General features: G+C 70.0%; 16 protein-coding genes. 3 read left to right on the forward strand and 13 right to left on the reverse strand.

Translation table 11 applies throughout. The features are described 5' to 3' along the window. Window positions 1-19: 19 nt before the first annotated feature. Complete coding sequence (gene slmA / locus HUX88_RS08980; RefSeq protein ID WP_176361538.1) at window positions 20-613, forward strand: nucleoid occlusion factor SlmA; 594 nt, start codon at window positions 20-22, stop codon at window positions 611-613. Continuing rightward, window positions 603-2,456 (forward strand): aminodeoxychorismate synthase component I, encoded by a 1,854-nt coding sequence (pabB, locus tag HUX88_RS08985; protein ID WP_176361539.1) that lies wholly within the window; start codon window positions 603-605, stop codon window positions 2,454-2,456. The genes slmA and pabB overlap by 11 nt, the downstream gene beginning before the upstream one ends. Here pabB and HUX88_RS08990 read toward each other — a convergent pair. From HUX88_RS08990 to ftrA, 10 genes are all read right to left on the reverse strand, one after another. After that, window positions 2,453-2,914, reverse strand: a complete 462-nt coding sequence (locus HUX88_RS08990) for a GNAT family N-acetyltransferase (RefSeq protein WP_176361540.1) — start codon at window positions 2,912-2,914, stop codon at window positions 2,453-2,455. The two genes, pabB and HUX88_RS08990, sit on opposite strands and share 4 nt — an antisense overlap. After that, on the reverse strand, window positions 2,914-3,273 hold the full coding sequence (locus HUX88_RS08995; protein WP_176361541.1) for a DUF1428 domain-containing protein: 360 nt from the start codon (window positions 3,271-3,273) through the stop codon (window positions 2,914-2,916). The genes HUX88_RS08990 and HUX88_RS08995 overlap by 1 nt, the downstream gene beginning before the upstream one ends. A 78-nt stretch (window positions 3,274-3,351) precedes the next feature. Continuing rightward, the gene (locus HUX88_RS09000; protein ID WP_176361542.1) at window positions 3,352-5,067 is read right to left on the reverse strand and encodes a ShlB/FhaC/HecB family hemolysin secretion/activation protein; all 1,716 of its coding nucleotides are present in this window, start codon (window positions 5,065-5,067) and stop codon (window positions 3,352-3,354) included. Between the two features lie 26 nt (window positions 5,068-5,093). Continuing rightward, the gene (locus HUX88_RS09005) at window positions 5,094-12,380 is read right to left on the reverse strand and encodes a YDG domain-containing protein (RefSeq protein ID WP_176361543.1); all 7,287 of its coding nucleotides are present in this window, start codon (window positions 12,378-12,380) and stop codon (window positions 5,094-5,096) included. Between the two features lie 52 nt (window positions 12,381-12,432). After that, complete coding sequence (locus HUX88_RS09010; protein WP_176361544.1) at window positions 12,433-13,536, reverse strand: filamentous hemagglutinin N-terminal domain-containing protein; 1,104 nt, start codon at window positions 13,534-13,536, stop codon at window positions 12,433-12,435. 40 nt (window positions 13,537-13,576) lie between these two features. Then, complete coding sequence (locus tag HUX88_RS09015; protein WP_176361545.1) at window positions 13,577-14,011, reverse strand: hypothetical protein; 435 nt, start codon at window positions 14,009-14,011, stop codon at window positions 13,577-13,579. Between the two features lie 41 nt (window positions 14,012-14,052). Further along, window positions 14,053-14,574: a phage tail protein gene (locus tag HUX88_RS09020; RefSeq protein ID WP_176361546.1), complete on the reverse strand. Its 522-nt coding sequence runs from the start codon at window positions 14,572-14,574 to the stop codon at window positions 14,053-14,055. Between the two features lie 12 nt (window positions 14,575-14,586). Beyond that, complete coding sequence (locus HUX88_RS09025; protein WP_176361547.1) at window positions 14,587-15,117, reverse strand: phage tail protein; 531 nt, start codon at window positions 15,115-15,117, stop codon at window positions 14,587-14,589. Window positions 15,118-15,125: 8 nt separating this feature from the next. Further along, complete coding sequence (locus tag HUX88_RS09030; protein WP_176361548.1) at window positions 15,126-15,629, reverse strand: phage tail protein; 504 nt, start codon at window positions 15,627-15,629, stop codon at window positions 15,126-15,128. Window positions 15,630-15,783: 154 nt separating this feature from the next. After that, window positions 15,784-16,740: a transcriptional regulator FtrA gene (ftrA, locus tag HUX88_RS09035; RefSeq protein WP_176361549.1), complete on the reverse strand. Its 957-nt coding sequence runs from the start codon at window positions 16,738-16,740 to the stop codon at window positions 15,784-15,786. 97 nt (window positions 16,741-16,837) lie between these two features. Between ftrA and HUX88_RS09040 the strand changes: the two genes are divergently transcribed. After that, a complete protein-coding gene (locus HUX88_RS09040) occupies window positions 16,838-17,263 on the forward strand; it encodes a rhodanese-like domain-containing protein (protein WP_176361550.1) in 426 nt (141 codons plus the stop codon). On the opposite strand, the gene HUX88_RS09045 is transcribed toward HUX88_RS09040, so the two are convergent. From HUX88_RS09045 to HUX88_RS09055, 3 genes are all read right to left on the reverse strand, one after another. Then, on the reverse strand, window positions 17,226-17,921 hold the full coding sequence (locus HUX88_RS09045) for a toxin (RefSeq protein WP_176361551.1): 696 nt from the start codon (window positions 17,919-17,921) through the stop codon (window positions 17,226-17,228). The two genes, HUX88_RS09040 and HUX88_RS09045, sit on opposite strands and share 38 nt — an antisense overlap. Window positions 17,922-17,964: 43 nt before the next feature. After that, window positions 17,965-18,219, reverse strand: a complete 255-nt coding sequence (locus HUX88_RS09050; protein WP_176361552.1) for a hypothetical protein — start codon at window positions 18,217-18,219, stop codon at window positions 17,965-17,967. Window positions 18,220-18,305: 86 nt separating this feature from the next. Beyond that, window positions 18,306-18,599 carry a hypothetical protein gene (locus HUX88_RS09055; protein ID WP_176361553.1) on the reverse strand — a complete coding sequence of 98 codons (294 nt, stop codon included), beginning with the start codon at window positions 18,597-18,599 and terminating at the stop codon, window positions 18,306-18,308. Window positions 18,600-18,701 lie beyond the last annotated feature (102 nt).

Raw genomic sequence — 18,701 nt, forward strand, 5'->3', positions numbered from 1 at the left:
CACTTATCCGCGAGATCACATGGCAAGCACACCGCCGGGCCAGCGCCGCATGCAGATCCTGCAGGCGCTGGCGGAGATGCTGGAACAACCCAAGGGCGAGAAGATCACCACCGCCGCGCTGGCGCGCAAGCTGGAGTTCTCCGAGGCCGCGCTGTACCGGCACTTCGCCAGCAAGGCGCAGATGTTCGAGGGGCTGATCGAGTTCATCGAGTCCTCGGTGTTCGGCCTGATCAACCGCATCGCCGAACGCCAGAGCGACGGCCTGGCGCAGGCGCGCGACATCGTCGGCATGCTGCTCAACTTCGCCAGCCAGAATCCGGGCATGACGCGGGTGCTGACCGGCGACGCGCTGGTGAACGAGGACGAGCGCCTGCAGCTGCGCATGAACCAGTTCTACGACCGCGTGGAACTGGCGCTCAAGCAGGCCTTGCGGCTGGCCGTGACCGAAGGCCAGGCGCACGAGGCGGACGTGCAGGCGCGCGCCGGCATGCTGGTGAGTTTCGTCATCGGCCGCTGGCACCGTTACGCCAAGAGTGGATTCAAGAACAACCCTGCGCAGGACGCGCCGCTGCAAATCGCCCTGCTGCTTCCGTACGTTGAAGATGAACGCTGAAGTATTCGCGCTGCTGGACGACGCCAGCCCGGAAGGCACGCAAGCGCCGGGAGCGCGTTCGCGCCTGTACACCGGCCACACCGCCACCCTGCGCTGCGACGACATCGGCCAGTGGCCGCAAGTGCTGGAGCGGATGCGGGCGGCGCTGACGCGCGGCGAATACGCCGTCACCATCTGCAGCTACGAGCTGGGCGCCGAACTGCTGCAACTGGGCGGACACGCGCCAGCCACCGAGGCAGCACAGCCGCCGCTTGCGCAGATCCTGCTGTTCTCGCAATGCACGCTGCTGTCCCCCGCCGAGGTGGGCGACTGGCTGGCGGCGCGCTCCTTCCCGATCGACCGCCCGTCCGGCATCGCCAACATCCGTCCGAACATCGGCCAGGAAGCCTTCAGCGGGGCGCTGGCGCGCATCCACGACTACATCGAGGCCGGCGACACCTACCAGGTCAATTACACGTACAGGCTGCGTTTTGACGCGTTTGGCAGCGTGCACGCGCTGTACGCCCGCCTCCGCGGACGCCAGCCGGTGCCCTACGGCGCGCTGGTGGGCCTGGAGGACGGCGGCGCCATCCTGTCGCTGTCGCCGGAACTGTTCGTGCGCCACGAGGACGGCGTGCTGACCGCGCGGCCGATGAAAGGCACGGCGCCCGCCGCGCCGCCGTCGCAGGCCGCCGAGAACATCCTGCGCGCCACCACGCTGGCCGCCGATCCCAAGAACCGCGCCGAGAACCTGATGATCGTCGACCTGCTGCGCAACGACATCGCCCGCGTCGCGCAGACCGGCAGCGTCGAAGTGCCGGCGCTGTTCGAGGTGCACCGCTACAGCAGCGTGCTGCAGATGACCTCCACCATCACCGCCAAGCTGCGCGACGACGCCACGCTGGCCGATATCTTCAACGCGCTGTACCCGTGCGGCTCAATCACCGGCGCGCCCAAGCGGCGCACCATGGAGATCATCCGCGAACTGGAGCCGGACCCGCGCGGCATCTACACCGGCGCCATCGGCTGGTTCGATCCGCGCAGCGACGGCAAGGTGGGCGACTTCTGCATGTCGGTGCCGATCCGCACGCTGATGCTGCAGCCGGCGGACAGCCCTAACGGCATCCGCCACGGCGAGATGGGCGTGGGCGCCGGCATCGTCTTCGACAGCGACGCGCAGGAGGAATACGCCGAATGCCAGCTCAAGGCGCGCTTCCTCACCGGCCTGAAAAACGAATTCGAGATTTTCGAAACCATGCGCGCCACGCGGGCCGGCGGCGTGCGCCACCGCGCGCGCCATCTGAAGCGGCTGGCGGCATCGGCGGCCTGCTTCGGCTACGCGTGGGACGAGGCGGCGGCCAACGCCTACCTGGACACCGCCTGCGCCATGCTGGACGCGGACGTCGACTACCGGCTGCGGTTGGCCCTGAGCGCGGCGGGCGCGTTCTCGGTGCAGCATGCGCCGCTGTCGCCGTTGACCGAGCCGGTGCGCGTGCTGCTGGCGCCGGACGCCACCGAATCGGGCGACCTGTTCCTGCGCCACAAGACCAGCGTCCGCAGCCGCTACGATGCCGCCTGGCGCGACGCCGAGGCGCAAGGCGCTTTCGATACGCTGTTCTTCAACGAACGCGGCGAGCTGACCGAAGGCGGCCGCACCAATGTGTTCGTGCACGTGGACGGCCGCTGGCTCACGCCGCCGTTGAGCTGCGGCCTGCTGCCCGGCGTGATGCGCGGCGTGATGCTGGACGATCCACAGTGGCAGGCCAGCGAAGCCGTCGTCACACGCGCGATGCTGGAGGCGGCCGATGAAATCGTGGTCTGCAACGCGCTGCGCGGCGCCATGCGCGCCGTGCTGGCAAGCTAGGCACGCCACTCCAGCATCTTGTACGGACCGGAGTCGCCGGTCACGCGGAAGCCCAGGCGCTCATACAAACGCTGCGCCGGATTGCTGCCCTCCACCTGCATGCTGATGCCGCCGCCGTCGCGCGCGGCGTCCTGCTGCAGGCCGCGCAGCAGCTGCGTGCCGTGGCCCTGCCCCTGCCAAGGCGGCAGCAGCGAGATGTCGATCACGTGGATCATCCCCGGCAGCCGCGCGACATAGAAGCGGCCGATCGCCACGCCATCCAGTTCGACGATATCGAAGCGCGCATCGGGATAGGCCGCGCGGTAGTGGCGGTCCTGCGCGTCGAACTGCATGCGCAGGAAGATCTCGGCCTGGCTGGAGTGCCAGCCGAACAGGCTGATTTCGCCGGCGCGGGTGGAGGCGTACACGCCGCGCAGGAAGGCCTCGTCGTCGGGCTGGCTGGGTCGGCGTTCCAGCATCACAGGTCGATCATCATCTCGAAGCCGCCCCAGATCATGCGCTTGCCGTCGAAGGGCATGTTCTTCGGATCCATGTGGTGGGCGACGCGCGGGTCCTTCATCACCTTGTCGTTGATCTCGTCGCGCGCGGCGCGCGAGGCGTAGACGATCCACGAGAACACCACGGCCTCGCCCTCCTTCAAATCGACGCTGAGCGGGAAGGACGTCACCTTGCCGGGCGGGACATCGTCGCCTATGCACTCGCGGAATTCGAGCGCGCCGTATTCCTTCCAGACCTTGCCGCACTCCATCGACATTTTCTTGTACGCCTCGACGTTTTCCTTCGGGACCGGAATCACAAAACCATCTACGTAGGACATGGCCGTCTCCTTTTCAGTGGGAGATTCAGGGTAGCCAAATCCGGCCCGCATGACAAGCGGCGCACCGCTTGCCACGCTTCAGAAGTAGGTCGAGACGTTGAACCAGGCGCGCACGCGGGATGAGCTGCCGTCGGCGTCGGCGCCCTTGCTGCTGCGGGCCGGATTGCTGCCCACCTTGGCCGCGACCTGGATCTGCACCACGGTGCGCTCCAGCGGACGCCAGCTCCAGCCCAGCCCCACGCCTTTGAGGCTGTAGCTGTTGCCCGGCCCGCCGGCCGCCAGCGCGCCCTCGTACACCTTGTGGTTCAGCGTGATGTGGCCGTAATCGAAGAAGGCCGCGATGTCGGACTTCAGCGCCGGCAGCTCGTAGTGGCCTTCGAGCGTCATCACATAACCCTCGTCGCCGCTGGCCTCCCCGGCCGGATAGGCGCGCACCCGCCCCGGCCCGCCGAGCGACATCTTCTCGCCAGATTCGAGGTTGGCCGTGGCCAGCTGTCCGCTGACGCTGGCCGACACCATCACGCCGTCGCGCAGCCGCTGGTATTGGCTGGCCTGGTAGTTGGCGCGGACGAAATGGCCCTGGGTGCCGGCGGCATCGGCCGCCAGCGAAGCCGGGTTGGCCGACAGGTCGACCTTGCCCGGCGTGACATCCAGCGAGGCGCTGGTGTAGCCGCCCAGCCAGCGATACTGGCTGGTGTAGCCGATCCCCAGCGCCAGCGTGTCGACCCGCTTGTCGCTGGTGCGCGCGCCGTTGGCGTCGTTGGTGTAGCGCTTGTTGTCGTAGCCGGCGCGCAGCTGGATGTTGGTGTCGCCGCTGCGCAGCAGCGGATGCGTCACCAGCAGCTGCGCCACCTTGGCGCCACCGAAGCCGTTCAGCGACGCGAACTCCGCGCCCAGCTGGTAGCGCAGCGCCGAGTAGGCGGCGCCGACGCGGGTGCCGTGGTCGCCCACCGGCATCACGTAGCCGGCGCGCAGGTACTGGAAATCGGCGCCGGTGGTCGAACCGAGCAGCGAGGCCTGGCCGCCCGCGCCGCCGATGTCGTTGAAGTTGATGCCGCCCTGCGCGCGCACGCGGCCGGTGTAGCGGTTGGACGAGTTGTCCACGCCGACGGTGCCGCTGACCAGCGGCGCTTCGCTCAGCGCGATATCGAGTTCGGTTTCGCCCACGCGCGCGCCGGGCGCCAGTTCGGCGCGCGCGGTCAGGCCGGGGAAGTCGTCGGTCAGCAGCAGCGCGCGTTCCAGCGCGCTGTCGCGCAGCGGCTGGCCCACCGGCGTCAGCGCGTCGAAATAGCGGCGCGCCTGCTCCGGCTTGAGGCGCACGGTGGCGTCGGGCAGCAGCTTGATCTCGCCGACCCGCCCTTCCAGCACGGTGATACGCACCTCGCCCTGGCCCAGCTCCTGCGGCTGCAGCATGGCGGTGGCCAGCAGGTAGCCGCGCTCGCGGTAGCAGCTGGTGACGGCGTTGGCGGCGGCGCTCAGTTCATCGAAGGTCAGTTCGCGGCCGGTGTAGGGCTTGAGCAGTTCCCGCAGCGTCGCTTCCGGCACCGCGCCGGCGCCGTCGAACACGAAGCGGCGCACCATCACGCGCTGCGCGCCGCTCAGTTGCACGCCCTTGCGGGCCTTGCTGTCCGGGAGCACGGGGCCGCCGGTCTTGGGCGGCAGGATCAGCGCCGGCGGACGGTTGGTTTCCAGCAGGCGGCCGGCGTCCGGGGCCGGCGTGGTTTGCGCCAGCACCAGCGCGGGGGTGAGCAGTATCGCCAGCGCCAACGCGCCCGCGGTGTGATTGTGATGCACGTGATTCCTTGGTTTCGTTTGCATTGTTATTCCGGGGTCCGCAGGCCGCCATCGCGCGACGCCACCTGCGTACCGCCTGGCAGTGTCGCCGTGCCGATGGCGGGGCCGGACGGCGCGCCGAAGGTGGCATTCGCGCCTGTGCCTTCGTTGACGTTCAGGTTGGCCGCGGCGGCAATGGATGGCGCCGCGCCGACGTTCGCCAGGCGCTGCTGCGGCAAGTCCGGCGCGGTCGGCACGGCGAAGTTGCTGACGCCCGGAGCGGCTGGCGTGGCCGGTATCGTCGGCCGCACGATGGAGCCGATGGTGTCCGTCAATGGCACGCGCGGACTGGTCACCGTCAGCACGCCCTCAACGTAGCTGACCTTGTAGTTCTGCAGATCGGTTCCGGCCAGGGTGATCGGATAGGCGCCGGCCGGCGACTGCACCGTGGCGCTGGTGCTGGCCGTGACCGCGCCGACCGCGTCGCCGGCCACCAGCCCGCCGACCGTGTAGCCCAGGACCGGATTGGCGAATCCGGCGGTGCGCGTCAGGCTATTGGCGGTGATGGTCAGGTCCTTGCGCGCGATGGCGGCGGCGGTCGTGGCGCTGGACGAAGCCAGTGCGTAGTTGCGGGCATCGGCGCCGCCCAGCGACAGGCCGCTGACCGTGACCGTCTTGCCGGCGCCGGCGTTCTTGTCGGCGAAGGCCGCGCTGCCGCCCAACACCTCCAGCACATCGCCGGCGATACGGTTGTCGGCGACCGAGAACTGCGCGGCCACCGTGCCGTCGTACACCTTGTCGGCCGCGCTCACGCTGGCGACCAGCGCGCGCGGCGTGATCGCCGCGCTGGCCTTGAGGCTGGCGGTGTCCAGTTTGTAGTTGCCGGCGTCGGCGCCGGACAAGGCAACGCCGCTCAGGACGATGTTCTTGCCCGCGCCGGCGTTCTTGTCCGCGAACGCGCCGCTGCCGCTGATGCGTACCGCATCGCCGGCCAGCGCGTTCACGCTCAGGGCCACGCTGGCCGCCGTGCCGCCGTCGTAGACCTTGTCCGAGGCCGTCACGCTGGCGCTCAACGCGCGTTGCGCGATCGTCGCGCTGCCCGCGCCACCCACCGATATCGTGTAGTTGGCGGCATCGGCGCCCGCCACCGTCACGCCATCCAGCCGCACCTGCTGCACGCCGGCGTTCTTGCTGGCGAAACTGGCGCTACCGGCCAGCGACAGCTCATCGCCCGCCACGCGGTCATCCTTGAACTGGACGCTGGCGGCCGTGGTGCCGTCGTACACCTTGTCGGCCGCGCTGGCGCTGACGGCCAGCGCGCGCGGCGTGATCGACGCGGAGGCGCTGCCAGTAGTGGTGGTCAGCCTGTAGTTGGCCGCATCCGCGCCGCTCAACGACAGGCCGGACACGGTGATCGTCTTGCCCGTGCCGACGTTCTTGTCGCTGAACGCAGCCGACGACACGAAACTCAAGCTGTCGCCGGCGAGGCGGTTGTCGGTGAACGAGAGCGTCGCGTTGGTGCCGCCGTCGTACACCTTGTCGTAACCGCTGGCGGTAAAGGTCAGGTCGCGCTGGGTGATCGTCCCGCTGCCGTTGGCGGTGGCCGACGCCAGCCGGTAGTTGCCGGCGTCGGCGCCGGACAGCGTCACGCCGCCCACGCTGACGGCCTTGGCGGCGCCCGCGTTCTTGTCGGCGAAGGCCGCCGTGCCGCCGGTGACCGTCAGCACGTCGCCGCCGATACGGTCGTCGCTCAGCGTGGCGCTGGCGGCGGTGGTGCCGTCGTAGACCTTGCCGGCGGCGTTGGCCGTCACGGCCAGCACGCGCGGCGTGATCGCGGCCCGCACCGGCGCATTGCCCAGCGCGAGAACGTAGTTGCCGCTGTCCGCGCCGCCCAGCGTCACGCCGGCCACGTTGACCGTCTTGGCGCCGCCGGCGTTCTTGTCGGCGAAACTGGCGCTGGCGTTGTAGGCCAGGACATCGCCGCGCACGCGGTCGTCGTTCCAGGCCAGGGTCGCCGCGGTGGTGCCGTCATAAACCTTGTCGACGCCCGCCGCGCCGGCGTTCAGCGTGCGCGGCGTGATGGCGCCGGTGCCGCCGCTGCCCGCCACGTCCAGCACGTAGTTGCCGCTGTCCGCGCCGGACAGCGCCACGCCGCTGAAGGTCAACGCCTTGTGGGCATCCACGTTCTTGTCCACATAGCTGGCGCTGCCGACGGTGACGTTCAACTGGTCGCCGCCGACGCGATTGTCGGCGAAGGTCACGCTAGCGGCGGCGGTGCCGTCGTACACCTTGCTCACACCCGAACCGGTGACCGTCAGCGTGCGCGGCGTGATGTCCGCGCGGGTGGTGGCGCCGGTGTTCGACAGCGTGTAGTTGCCCGCATCGGCGCCGGACAGCGCGATACCGCTCACGCTGACCGTCTTGCCGCTGCCGACGTTCTTGTCCGCGTAGCTGGCGGCGTTGCTGGCGAAGCTGAGCACATCGCCGCCGACCCGGTCGTCGGTCATGCCGACGATGGCCGAGGTGGTGCCGTCGTACACCTTGCCGGCGCTGGCGATGCCCACATTGAGCGCACGCGCCGTGATGCTGCCGCTGGCGTCCAGGGTGGCCGGTGCGACCGCGTAGTTGCCGGCGTCCGTGCCGCTCAGGGCGATGCCGGTCACGCTGATGGTCTTGCCGGCGCCGACGTTCTTGTCGGCGTAGCTGGCGTTGCCGCTGACGGTGAACTGGTCGCCCGCGATGCGGCCGCTGTCGGTATAGCTGACATGGGCGGCGGCGGTGCCGTCGTACACCTTGTCGCTGCCGGTCGCGGCGACCGTCAGCGCCTTTTGCGTGACGGTGCCCGTGCCGTGGGCGATGTTTGATGCCAGCACGTAGTTGCCGGCATCGGCGCCGGACAGCGCAACGCCGGTAACGCTGAGCTCCTTGCCGCTGCCGGCGTTCTTGTCGGCGTAGGCGGCGCCGCCGCTGGCGGTCAGCGTCAGCTGGTCGCCCTGGACGCGGTTGTCGCCCAGCGTCGCCACGGCGGCGGTGGTGCCGTCGTAGACGCGCGTGACGCCGCTGGCGGTGGCCGTCAGCGTGCGCGCGGTGATGCCGGCGGTGGTGGCGGCGCTGGTGGAGGCCAGCGTGTAGTTGCCCGCGTCCGCGCCGTTGAGCGCGATGCCGGTCACGGTGACGGCCTTGCCGGCGCCTACGTTCTTGTCGCCGTAGCTGGCGTTGGCGCCAAAGCCCAGCTGGTCGCCGGCCAGGCGGTCGTCATGGAAGTCCACATGGGCGGCGGTGGTGCCGTCGTACACCTTGTCCGCGCCGCTGACGCTGAAGGCCAGCGCCTTGGGCATGATGACGCCGGCGCCGGTGGCGCTGCCCGAGGCCACCTGGTAGTTGCCGGCGTCGGCGCCGCCCAGCGTGATGCCGGACACGATGACGCTGCGGTTGCCGGCGTTCTTGCTGTCGTAATTGGCGCTGCCGGCCAGCGCCAGCTGGTCGCCGGCCACGCGGTCGTCGCCCAGCGTCACGCTGGCGGCGGTGGTGCCGTCATAGACCTTGCCGGCCGCGCCGACGGATACCGTCAACGCGCGCTGCGTGATGACGCCGGTGGTGCTGGCGTTGCCGCCGGCCGCCAGCACATAGTTGCCGGCGTCCGCGCCGCCGATGGTCACGCTGCCGATGGCGACCGCCTTGCCGGCGCCGGCGTTCTTGTCGGCGTAGCTGGCGCTGCCGCCGTAGGTGATGGCGTCGCCGGCCACGCGGTCGTCGCTATAGGTCACGGTGGCGGCGGTGGTGCCGTCGTACACCTTGGTGGCGCCGGTGGCCACCGCGTTCAGCGTGCGCGGCGTGATGCTGCCGGTGCCGCTGGCGCTGGACGAGGCCAGCACGTAGTTGCCGGCGTCGGCGCCGCCCAGCGCCAGCCCGGACGCGGTCACGGTCTTGGCGTTGCCGACGTTCTTGTCGGCGTACGCGGCGGCGGCGGACACGGTCAGCGCGTCGCCATTGACGCGGTCGTCGCCCAGCGTGACGGCGGCGTCGCGGTTGCCGTCGTAGACCTTGCTGGCGCCGGTGGCGCTGACGTTCAGCGTGCGCGCCGTGATGGCGGCCTGCGCGGTGACGCTGGCCGCGCCCAGCGTGTAGTTGGCCGCGTCCGCGCCGGACAGCGTGATGCCGCCCACGGTGATGGTCTTGGCGGCGCCGGCCTGCTTGTCGGCGTAGCTGGCGCCGCCCGGGGCCAGCACCAGCTGGTCGCCGGCGACGCGGTCGTCGCCCAGCGTCACGCTGGCGATGGTGTTGCCATCGTAGACCTTGCCGGCGCTGGTGGCGCTGGCGTTGAGGGTGCGCGGCGTGATGCTGGCGGTGGTGGCCGCCGTGCTGCTGCTCAGCGTGTAGTTGCCGGCGTCGGCGCCGCCCAGCGTGATGCCGCTGACGGTCACGCTCTTGCCGGCTTGCGCGTTCTTGTCGGCGAAGCTGGCGTTGCCGCTGATGCTGAGCGCATCGCCGCCGATGGCGTCGCTGCTGTAGTTGACGCTCGCGTTGCGGGTGCCGTCATACACCTTGTCGATGCCGGTCGCCGCCACGGTCAACGCCTTTGGCGTCACCGTCAGCGTGGCGCCGTTGCCGGCCAGGTTGATGGTGTAGCCCATCGCGCTGGCCAGCGTGCCTTGGCCGATGGCGTAGCTGCCGGCGTTCCTGCCGCCGCCGGCCACGCCTAGCGCGCCGCTCAACGCGGCGGAGACGTCGCCGTCGATATAGCCGCCGACCGAATAGGCCAGCGCGCCAGCGCCCTGGCCGTCATACACCTTGCTGGCGTTGGAGGCGGTGATGGTCAGCGTCGGCGCGATCGAATACAGGAACCAGTTGCCGGCCGCCGCGTAGGCCGGCGTGCCGCCGCCGTAGCTTTGCGCGTAATGCTTGTTGTACGCGGCGGCGGATACGCCCTCCACGCTGGTGGCCGGATTGGCGGCATACACCAGGAAGCGGCCGGCGCCGGTCAGGTTCAGGCCCGCGCCCAGCGGCGTCGCCTGCGCGGAGTTGTTGGTGAACAGGCCGCCGCCGGCGGGTCCGGCCACCACTTCGATGGCGGTGCCGCTGCCCGACGCGGACAGCACGCCGCCGGCGCCCAGCGCCACGGTGCCGACGGTCGGCCCCTGGTTCTTCAGGCTGATGCCGCGCGCCGTGACGGCGGCGTTCACCTGCAGCGCGCCGTTGTCGCGGTTGGTCTTGCCGCTGCCGTCGGCAATCGCCAGGCTGACATCGCCGCCGCTGGTGAGCGCGCCGTTGACCGTCAGCATGGCGGCGCCGGCGTCGCGGTCGGCGTCGACCGGGCCGGTGGACGGCGTCGGCTTGCCGTCGTTGGCCACCACCGTCAGCGAGCCGCCGCCCAGCGTGATGGCGGAATTGAGGACCACGCTGCGGCCGGCCTGCAGCGTCAGCGAATCGCGGCGCCGGCGTTGATCGCGCTGCCGCTGTCGGGCGTCATCGAGTCGTTGCTGGCCTGGAGCGTCAACGGGCGCCGCTGGCCCAGCTGCGCCGCCAGCGCGACCGAGCTGACGCGGTGGAGTGCCGCCGCTCAGGTTGGCGTAGGACTGGCTGTCGACCCGGCGCCGGCGCCAGCACGAAGGCGTGGACGCTGCCGCTGCCCGGCGGTGCCGGCCCACTGCCGCGCCGTCGCTGTACGGCGCGCCGACCACCATGCGGTGCCGCGGGTGAAGGCGCCACCGCGTAGCCGAAAGCTGTCGTAGTCGTTGAGCGGCGTCCACATTCGGCGCGCCGCCGTAGCCGCGGCCCAGCGTGGCGCTCAGCACCGGCGTGGCGTAGCCGGTGTCGGCGAAGTCGTAGACGCGCACGGCGCCCGGGCCGAGGGTGGCGCCGCCGCTGGCGGGCGACGATGGCGCGCCCACGGCCAGCCGGGTGCCGGCCGCGTTGAAGGCCAGCGCGGAGCCGAAATATTCGCCGTCCAGCAGCGCCACGTTGGTGTTGTTGCCGCCGCTGGCGCCCGCGCTCAGTTTGCGCAGCAGGGCCGGGGCGGCGCTGGTGTCGTACAGGTAGACCGCGCCCCTGCCGTTGCTCTCGCCGATGGCGCCCACGGCCAGGCGGTCGCCGGCGCCGTTGTAGGCCAGCGCGGTGCCGAACAGCGCGTCGCCGCCGCTGCCGTTGAGGGTGGCGGTGCGGGTGACCGCGGCCAGGTCGCCATTGGCGTACAGGTGGGCCGCGCCGGCGTTGGTGCCGGCCGTGCCGTCGTACAGCGCGCCCACCGCCAGCTTGCCGCCGTCGCTATTGAGCGCGACCGCCGTGCCGAAGGCGTCGGCGAACGCGCCGCGCGGATTGGCCACGGTGGCCGTGGTGGTGGCGCCGCTGAAATTGGCGCCGCTGTAGCGATACTCGTACACCTGGCCGGCGCCGCCCTGCTGGCCCGGCGCGCCCACCGCCAGCGTGCGGCCGTCGCCGCTGAGCGCGACGCTGGCGCCGAACAGCGCGTTGGCCGGCAGGCTGACATTGGTGTTGCCGTTGCCGGTGTAGCCGGCGCCCAGCGTCCCGCGCAGCATGGCGCCGCCGAAGCTGTCGTTGGTGAAGGTGTACAGGCGCACCGCACCGGCGGCGCCGGTCGCGTTGTCCTGGCCGGCGTCGTACGGCGCGCCCACCGCCAGCTGGGTGCCGGAGGCGCTCAGCGCCACGCCGGCGCCATAGGCGTCGCCGGAGTCCAGCCCGCCGACATTGACGTTGCCGCCGCCGCTGCGGCCGGCGCCGAGGATGGCCTGGTAGGTCCACTGGCCGGCGTCGGCGCGGATGATCAGATTCTTCGGATCGAGCAGCAGCTGGCCGCCGGCGCCGACCGTCACCTTGTCCAGGCCGATCCGAGCAAGTCGTTTTTGGACGAGATCTCCACCGCGCCGCCGGCGGCCGCGCCGGTCGCCTTGAGCGCGCCCAGCATGGTGGTGACGTCCTGCGACCAGACCACGGCGGTGCCGCCCTGCCCGGCCGCGCCGCGCGCCGACACGTCGATCGCGCTGCTGTCGTTGATGAAAGTGGGCCCGGCGTTGGCGATGGCGGCGGCGCCGCCCCAGCGCGTGACGAAGCGGGCGGGTCGGGCGCGCCGGCGGCGGGGTGCCGCCCTGGAAGGCGCCGCCCGCGCGCACCAGCCCGCCCCAGGTCTGGCCGGAGGCGTCCAGCACCGCGCTGAACAGGCTGACGTCCTTGCCGCTGGCGTCGATGCGCCCGCCCGCGCCGGCGGCGCCGCGCGCGCGTGCGCGCGGACGAGGCCAGGCCGGTGCCGGCGCCAGCAAATCACTGCCGCCGTCGGCGGTGGCGCCGTCGGCGCGGCTGGCGGCACTGCTGTTTTCCACCAGGGCGCCGCGGCGCGTAGACGATGCCGCCGGCACGCTGGCGCCCGCCGCGCTATTGCCGCCGACACCGACAGGTTGCCGCCGGCCCGCGCGTCGATGCTGCCGCCGCGCGCTGCCGTCGGCGTTGAGCGCCGTCGAGCGCGGCTGAACTGGCCGCCGACCGCGATGGCGCCGCCGGCGCAAAGCGCGGCTGGACAATCGAGCGCGCCGGCGTGCACGTCGCCGTCGCCAGCCAGGCGGATGCTGCCGCCGTCGCCCACCAAACCCGCGCCGCCTGCACGATGCCGGTGTTGTTGACGGTGGAGCGGGTCAGCGCATCGGCGGCCGCCGCGCTGAGCACGACGCGGCCGGCGTCGGCGCTGATCGCGCCGCTGTTTTCCACCAACGCTTTGAGCGCGCCGCGCGTGGTACGCACGCCGATCAAGCCGTCGCCGCGCAGGTCGACGCTGACCTGCTCCCCGGCCGCCAGCGCCACGCCGCCCCGCGGCGCGCTGATGCTGCCGTGGTTGACCACGGACGGCCCGATCAGCGCCACGTAGCCGCCGGCGGCGACGCGGATGCTGCCGTCGTTGCGCACGGCGCCGGCGCCGCTGCTGCCGGCAAAGTCGTAGCGGCCGCTGAGGAAGGCGCTGTCCGACAGGTTCAGCGACGAGGCGCCGAGCGCGCCGACGTCGACCTGGGCGCCGGCGCCGAACAGCACGCCCTGCGGATTGATCAGGAACACGCTGCCGTTGGACGACAGCTTGCCGTAGATCTGCGACGGGTCGCCGCCGATCACGCGGTTCAGCGCCACCGCCGCCGACGAGGGCTGGTCGAAGCGCACGCCGGCGTTGGCGCCGATGTCGAAGCGCTGCCAGTTGAGGATGGCCTGGTTGCTGCCCTGCGTCACCGTCATCTGGTTGCCGCTGGTGGCGATGGACGCCTGCCCGGCCACCAGCTGCGCACCGGATGGCAGCGCGTTGACGGCGGGCGGCCCCGCCAGCGCCGCGCCGCCGGCCGTCCCCAATGCCAGCAGCACGCCCAGGCGGCGCGCCGCGCGCCGGGTCGAGCCGCGCTTGCCCTGCCCGCGCGCGCCCTCGGCGACGGCTACCCAGCAGGCGTGCACGTGACTCCAGACGAGTCGGTAGAAACGGTTGGCGGAGGCGTGTTTATGCATGGGGTGTCCGTACGGGTTCGGGGTGCGGGGGAAGGGGTGCTCAGGCCAGCAGCAGGCTGAATTCGGCGCGGTAGAGGCGCGAGCCGGTGCGCTTTTCGCCTGGGATCAGGTACAGCGCGAAGCGGCCGATCTGGTCGTGGTCCATTTCGTAGTTGCCGGCGGCCAGCGCGCCGCCGGCCGGGCCGGCGAAGTACAGCAAAAATTGCGCGATGGCGGGCGCACCGGCGGCGGCGCGCGCCGGCAGTTCGCGCACCGTCTCCAGCGTCAGCGCGACCGCGCCCTGCGCCGGATCGTTGACCCAGAAGCGCTGGCCGAGCAGCGCGCGGGCGCCGTCCGCCGTCCACTGGTGGTCGTTGCCGGCGGCCGCCTCGCCGCCGGCCGCCGGGCCGCCGGCGCGCGCCGGCGCCATCAGGCCCAGGCCGGCCAGCGCCAGCGAGCCGCCGCCCATTTTCAAGAGTTCGCGACGTTTCAACATGGTGGTTCTCCGTTGGTGAGAGGGGTGTCCGGCGCGCGGCATTATCGCGGCGGGAAGTTGCCCATCGTGGCGATGCAGAAGCTCAGCGCCAGGTAGGGCGGCATATTGTTGTGCGGCTGGCTGGCGCCGGCCGTGCCGGTCGTACCGCGCGCGGCCATGCCGCCGGCGGCGCCGGTGTACACCGGCACCGCGCCGGCGTCGGCCAGCAGCGTCGACGGCCCCGGCGCGCTCTGCGTGGCGGCGCCGGTCAGCGCGGTGACGGCATGGATATGCGGCGGCAGGTGACTGGGTTGCAGGGTGACGCTGGCTTCGCCGCCCTGCTCGCCCAGACTGTGCGGGCTCAGGTAGGGCGAAACGCTGCCGCCCACATGCAGGGGCATGCGCCCGCCCAGGTCGGGCAGGCAAAACGTGTTGACGCCGTCGCCGCCATAGACCGTGCCCAGCACGGCGAACAGGGCCGTATATTGGCGTATCGCCAGCCGCTGTCCTTCGCACCGGAGCCAGCCCACGGGCTCGAAGCTATACGTGAACATGCGGATTTCGCCGATAAATTGATCGCTCATGGAATTGTCCTGTCACCCGTAGGACGGGTAGATGCCCGTCAGCGCAATGATGAAATTGAGGCCCAGATACGGCGCCATGTTGTTGTGGGGCTGGCCGCTGCCCACCCGCACGATGGTGTCGGCCCGCATGGCGGCGGTGCCGCCGCTGCCGCTCAGTCCGTAGACCGGGGCACCGCCGGTGTTGGCGAAGGCGCCGGCGCCGCCCTGGGCGTAGGCCGGCGTGGCGCGGTCCTGGCTGGCCGACAGTGCGTGGCTGTGGGCGCTCATGGTCTGCGAGGTCAGCGCCACCGTCTCAACGCCGCCCGGCTGGCCCTGGTAAAAGGGGCGCGGCCCCCCGCCCTGGTTGGCGTGCAGGGGCACGCGCCCGCGCAAGTCCGGCAGCGCGAAGGTCTGCTGGCCATCGCCGCCGTACTGGGTCTGGAGCAGGGCGAACAAGACGTCGTTCTGCGCGATGGACAGTTCGCTGCCGTCGCAGAACGCCCAGCCCTGCGGGGCGAACTGTCCGGCAAACAGGCGGATTTCGCCGATAAATGGTTCACTCATGGGGTCGCTCAGTTTCGAGGTGGGAAAATGCCGGTCAGCGCAATGGCGAAGGTCAGCGGCAGGTAGGGCTGCATGTTTTCGTGCGGCTGGTTGCCGCCGGCGACGCTCAGCGCGGCCGGCGCCAGCGTGGAATTGGCCGGTCCCATCAGGTCGCGGCCAAGGCGGCCCTTGGTCCCCAGCACCGCGTTGGCCGGCGCGCCGGTGACGGCCGGCGCACCACTGCCCTGCAGCGCGTGGCTGTGGGCCGGCATTTCCGCGTTGGTCAGCGTATGCGCGTCCTCGCCGCCTGCCTGGCCCAGCCAATAGCTGGCGCCGTTGGCGTGCAAGGGAATGCGGCCGCGCAGGTCGGGCAGCGCAAAGGTGCGTATGCCGTCGCCGCCGTAATTCGTCCCCAGCAGGGAAAACAGGGCCTGGTTCTGCTGGATGGAGAGTATCTGTCCATCGCACCTCGCCCAGCCGCGCGGCACGAAATTGAAAGCCATGATCCTGATTTCGCCCAGGTAGGGGTCCATATCGGGTTCCTAGTAAGGAAATGTGAAGGGCGCGCGGCGGCTGCCGCGGCTTGCTTGGATAAAAATGCAGTGTGACTCATTTGACAAGTCAATCTTGTCAATTATAGAGATCAAGTTGCCTAAAAAAAACAGTCCATTTGGACTGTTTTGCGGCTCAGGCGGGGTGGGTGAAGCGGCGGCGGTAGGCGGCCGGCGTGGTCGCGGCCAGGCGGCGGAAGTGGTGGCGCAGCGACTCCTCGGAACCGAAACCGGCGCGCTCGGCGATGCGCGCCAGCGGCAGGTCGGGCTCTTCCAGCAAGTCCTTGACCAGGGCGATGCGCTCGCGGATCAGCCATTCGACCGGTCCGAAGCCGGTGGCCTGCTGGAACTGGCGCTGCAGGGTGCGCGGGCTCATCGCGGCGCGCGCGGCCATGCTGTCGACCGTGTGCGGCTGCGCGGGATGGCTGCGCAGCCAGTCCATCAGCCGCGACAGCCGGCCCTGCTCGCCGCGCGCCATCGGCCGCGGCAGGAACTGCGCCTGGCCGCCCTCGCGGTGCGGCGCCACCACCAGCCGCCGCGCCACCAGGTTGCCGACCTTGGCGCCGTAATCCCGCCGCACCAGATGCAGCAGCATGTCGAGGCCGGCGGCCGATCCGGCGGCGGTGATGACCTGGCCGTTGTCCACATACAGGTCGTCGGGCTGGACCTGGATCTGTGGATAACGCTGCGCCAGCCGGTCGGCGTAGCGCCAGTGGGTGGTGGCGCGCTGGCCGTCCAGCACGCCGGCGGCGGCCAGCACGAACGCGCCCGAGCAGATCGAGCACAGGCGGGCGCCGCGCCGGTGGGCGGCGCGGATCGCCTCCAGCATAGCCGGCGGCGGCGGCTCGTCGGCGTCGCGCCAGCCGGGGATGACAATGGTGTCGGCCCGCTCCAGCAGCTCGGGCGCGTACGGCGCCTGCACGGTGATGCCGCCGGCCGCGCGGATCGGGCCGGGCTCGACGGCGCAGACCACGAAGTCGTACCAGTCCACGTCCAGCTCGGGGCGCTCCAGCGCGAACAGTTCGACCGTGCAGCCGAACTCGAAGGTGCACAGGCGATCGTAGGCCAGTGCGACGACCAGGTGTTTTTTCATGGCGTGATCTTAACGCAGAATGGCTTATGCGCCACTGCCGGCGACGGCGGCGGCGCCGCACAATGGCGTCACTGTCCACTCAATGAAGGAGATCACGATGTCCGCCAAGTCCCTCGTCGCCGCCATACCAGCCGCCGCCAGTGCCGACGCGCTGGCCCGCTTTGAAGCGAGCTTCAGCTATGAAACCGACTGCTGGGATGTTCACGACGCGCTGACCAACGGTCCGCAGGATTTCGTCCTGCTGGACGTGCGCGGCACGGAGAAATATGCAGCCGGCCACGTGCCGGGCGCGCTGGACCTGGCGCACCGCAAGATCATCGGTTCCCGGCTGGCCGGGTTCCCGGCCGACACGCTGTTCGTCGTGTACTGCGCCGGCCCGCACTGCAACGGCGCGGCCCGCGCCGCCGTGCGCCTGGCGCGGCTGGGCCGTCCGGTCAAGCTGATGCCGGGAGGGATCACCGGCTGGCTGGACGAGGGCTTTGCTCTCACGACAGCGGCGCAACCAGATCAAGCCATCGCGTGATGGCCTCTGCAGGAGATCCCGCTTCGCGGATATCGAACAGAATCTCTTTATTCGCGCGCACATGGACGGGAGTGTAGGCCTGCCGCAGCGCACCGCTGTTATCGAACAGAATCGCGACATCCACAACGTCCAGCGCTTGGGCCACCGCCGCCTGGGTACGTGGGAAGCGCTCAACTAGCTTGCGGTGCGCAACTTTGTGGCCACCCTCATGTACCCGCGTCAGCACTCGTCCGATGGAAAGCCCCACATCGGCCAGGCCAACGAACAGCAGCACTACAAAGTAACCGGCGTTGCGTAGTCGCCCTATCAGCTCTATCTTGCTGCGAACAGTCCCGTCAGGCATCGGCTCCCAGTACGAAAACACGGTCTCGAAGGCGAAGGTGGCTTGCCTGGCAATGGCCTCGTCCATCAAACAAGCAATACCATGTTGGGAAATACCCATCCATAAGGCGTTTTGATCGCGAAATCTTCGCGCCCAAGCCGACCAAACTCGACTCTCATGCTGTTCAGGCAATAGCGAAAGCAAGAGCCGATCGGCATTTAGAAGCGGAATTTTGAAATGATCAGCCAGAAACTCGTACCATAAAGTCGATTTTCCCGATCCATTGGGACCGCAGAGGACAATGGCCAGTTGCCTGTTCTCCTGTGGCAGCGCCATGCGTACTGCGCCGCGAACGGTGCGAACCACGCGCACAACATGCTCACTTTATCTCGACAAACTTACCGCCAACAAAGCGGCCACGAGAGGTTTTTCGCCTGAGCTTGCGAATGACGATCGTCGGATCAGAGGGATCAGCGAAAAATAGCGGAGTATCGCTCTTGAATCGCAGATTCAGCTCCGCAGGCAATGCGCCGACTGCCTCAGGTAAGGCCTTGGTTACACGACGACTGTCACGCAGATCGACATCATCCGCCGCCAGCGGAACTATCATCTGCATTTTTCTGTTACGCGCCATAGCTTCCTCCAGCACCGGCCGTTAAGCCGCAGAGGCGGCCATTACTGGTAGACCGCTAGCCTATGCAAAAGTTCAATCCGCTTCGATTATAAGACTTCAATAAATCTCCCGGCTTTGAAATAGCCCCTGGCCGCCCTGCCGTCGAGTTCACGTATCACCAACTCGGGGTCTAGCGCATCAAGGCTGAAGACGGGCGTGCCGGGTTCAACGGCGATATCGCCTGCGGCCTCGACCAGCATGATGGCGGTCCGCCTGCCCTCGCCGCGCGCCCGCACCAGTTGCCGGGCCGTCGGCATGGTCGTCCGGATGACGATGTCGCCACACGAGATATCGATCGGGCCGCTGGCCGCGGCTGCCGCCCTTTTCGCGATACGCGCCATGAAGTCCTCCTGCTCTGCCGGTTGAGCCGCCGCAGCAGCCATCACTGGTAGACCTCCGCCGTACGCCGAAGTTCAGCGTTGCTTCCCTCGCCGGCGCATTTC

The organism is Duganella sp. BJB1802 (assembly GCF_013369445.1).
GTDB classification, from domain to species: Bacteria; Pseudomonadota; Gammaproteobacteria; order Burkholderiales; family Burkholderiaceae_D; genus Rugamonas; species Rugamonas vulcania_A.

Bases quoted from the DNA above. Each gene is read 5' to 3' on its own strand.
- slmA (WP_176361538.1), top strand. From the start codon at position 20: ATGGCAAGCACACCGCCGGGCCAGCGCCGCATGCAGATCCTGCAGGCG.
- pabB (WP_176361539.1), top strand. From the start codon at position 603: ATGAACGCTGAAGTATTCGCGCTGCTGGACGACGCCAGCCCGGAAGGC.
- HUX88_RS08990 (WP_176361540.1), bottom strand. From the start codon at position 2,914: ATGCTGGAACGCCGACCCAGCCAGCCCGACGACGAGGCCTTCCTGCGC.
- HUX88_RS08995 (WP_176361541.1), bottom strand. From the start codon at position 3,273: ATGTCCTACGTAGATGGTTTTGTGATTCCGGTCCCGAAGGAAAACGTC.
- HUX88_RS09010 (WP_176361544.1), bottom strand. From the start codon at position 13,536: ATGCATAAACACGCCTCCGCCAACCGTTTCTACCGACTCGTCTGGAGT.
- HUX88_RS09015 (WP_176361545.1), bottom strand. From the start codon at position 14,011: ATGTTGAAACGTCGCGAACTCTTGAAAATGGGCGGCGGCTCGCTGGCG.
- HUX88_RS09020 (WP_176361546.1), bottom strand. From the start codon at position 14,574: ATGAGCGATCAATTTATCGGCGAAATCCGCATGTTCACGTATAGCTTC.
- HUX88_RS09025 (WP_176361547.1), bottom strand. From the start codon at position 15,117: ATGAGTGAACCATTTATCGGCGAAATCCGCCTGTTTGCCGGACAGTTC.
- HUX88_RS09030 (WP_176361548.1), bottom strand. From the start codon at position 15,629: ATGGACCCCTACCTGGGCGAAATCAGGATCATGGCTTTCAATTTCGTG.
- ftrA (WP_176361549.1), bottom strand. From the start codon at position 16,740: ATGAAAAAACACCTGGTCGTCGCACTGGCCTACGATCGCCTGTGCACC.
- HUX88_RS09040 (WP_176361550.1), top strand. From the start codon at position 16,838: ATGTCCGCCAAGTCCCTCGTCGCCGCCATACCAGCCGCCGCCAGTGCC.
- HUX88_RS09045 (WP_176361551.1), bottom strand. From the start codon at position 17,921: ATGGCGCTGCCACAGGAGAACAGGCAACTGGCCATTGTCCTCTGCGGT.
- HUX88_RS09050 (WP_176361552.1), bottom strand. From the start codon at position 18,219: ATGGCGCGTAACAGAAAAATGCAGATGATAGTTCCGCTGGCGGCGGAT.
- HUX88_RS09055 (WP_176361553.1), bottom strand. From the start codon at position 18,599: ATGGCGCGTATCGCGAAAAGGGCGGCAGCCGCGGCCAGCGGCCCGATC.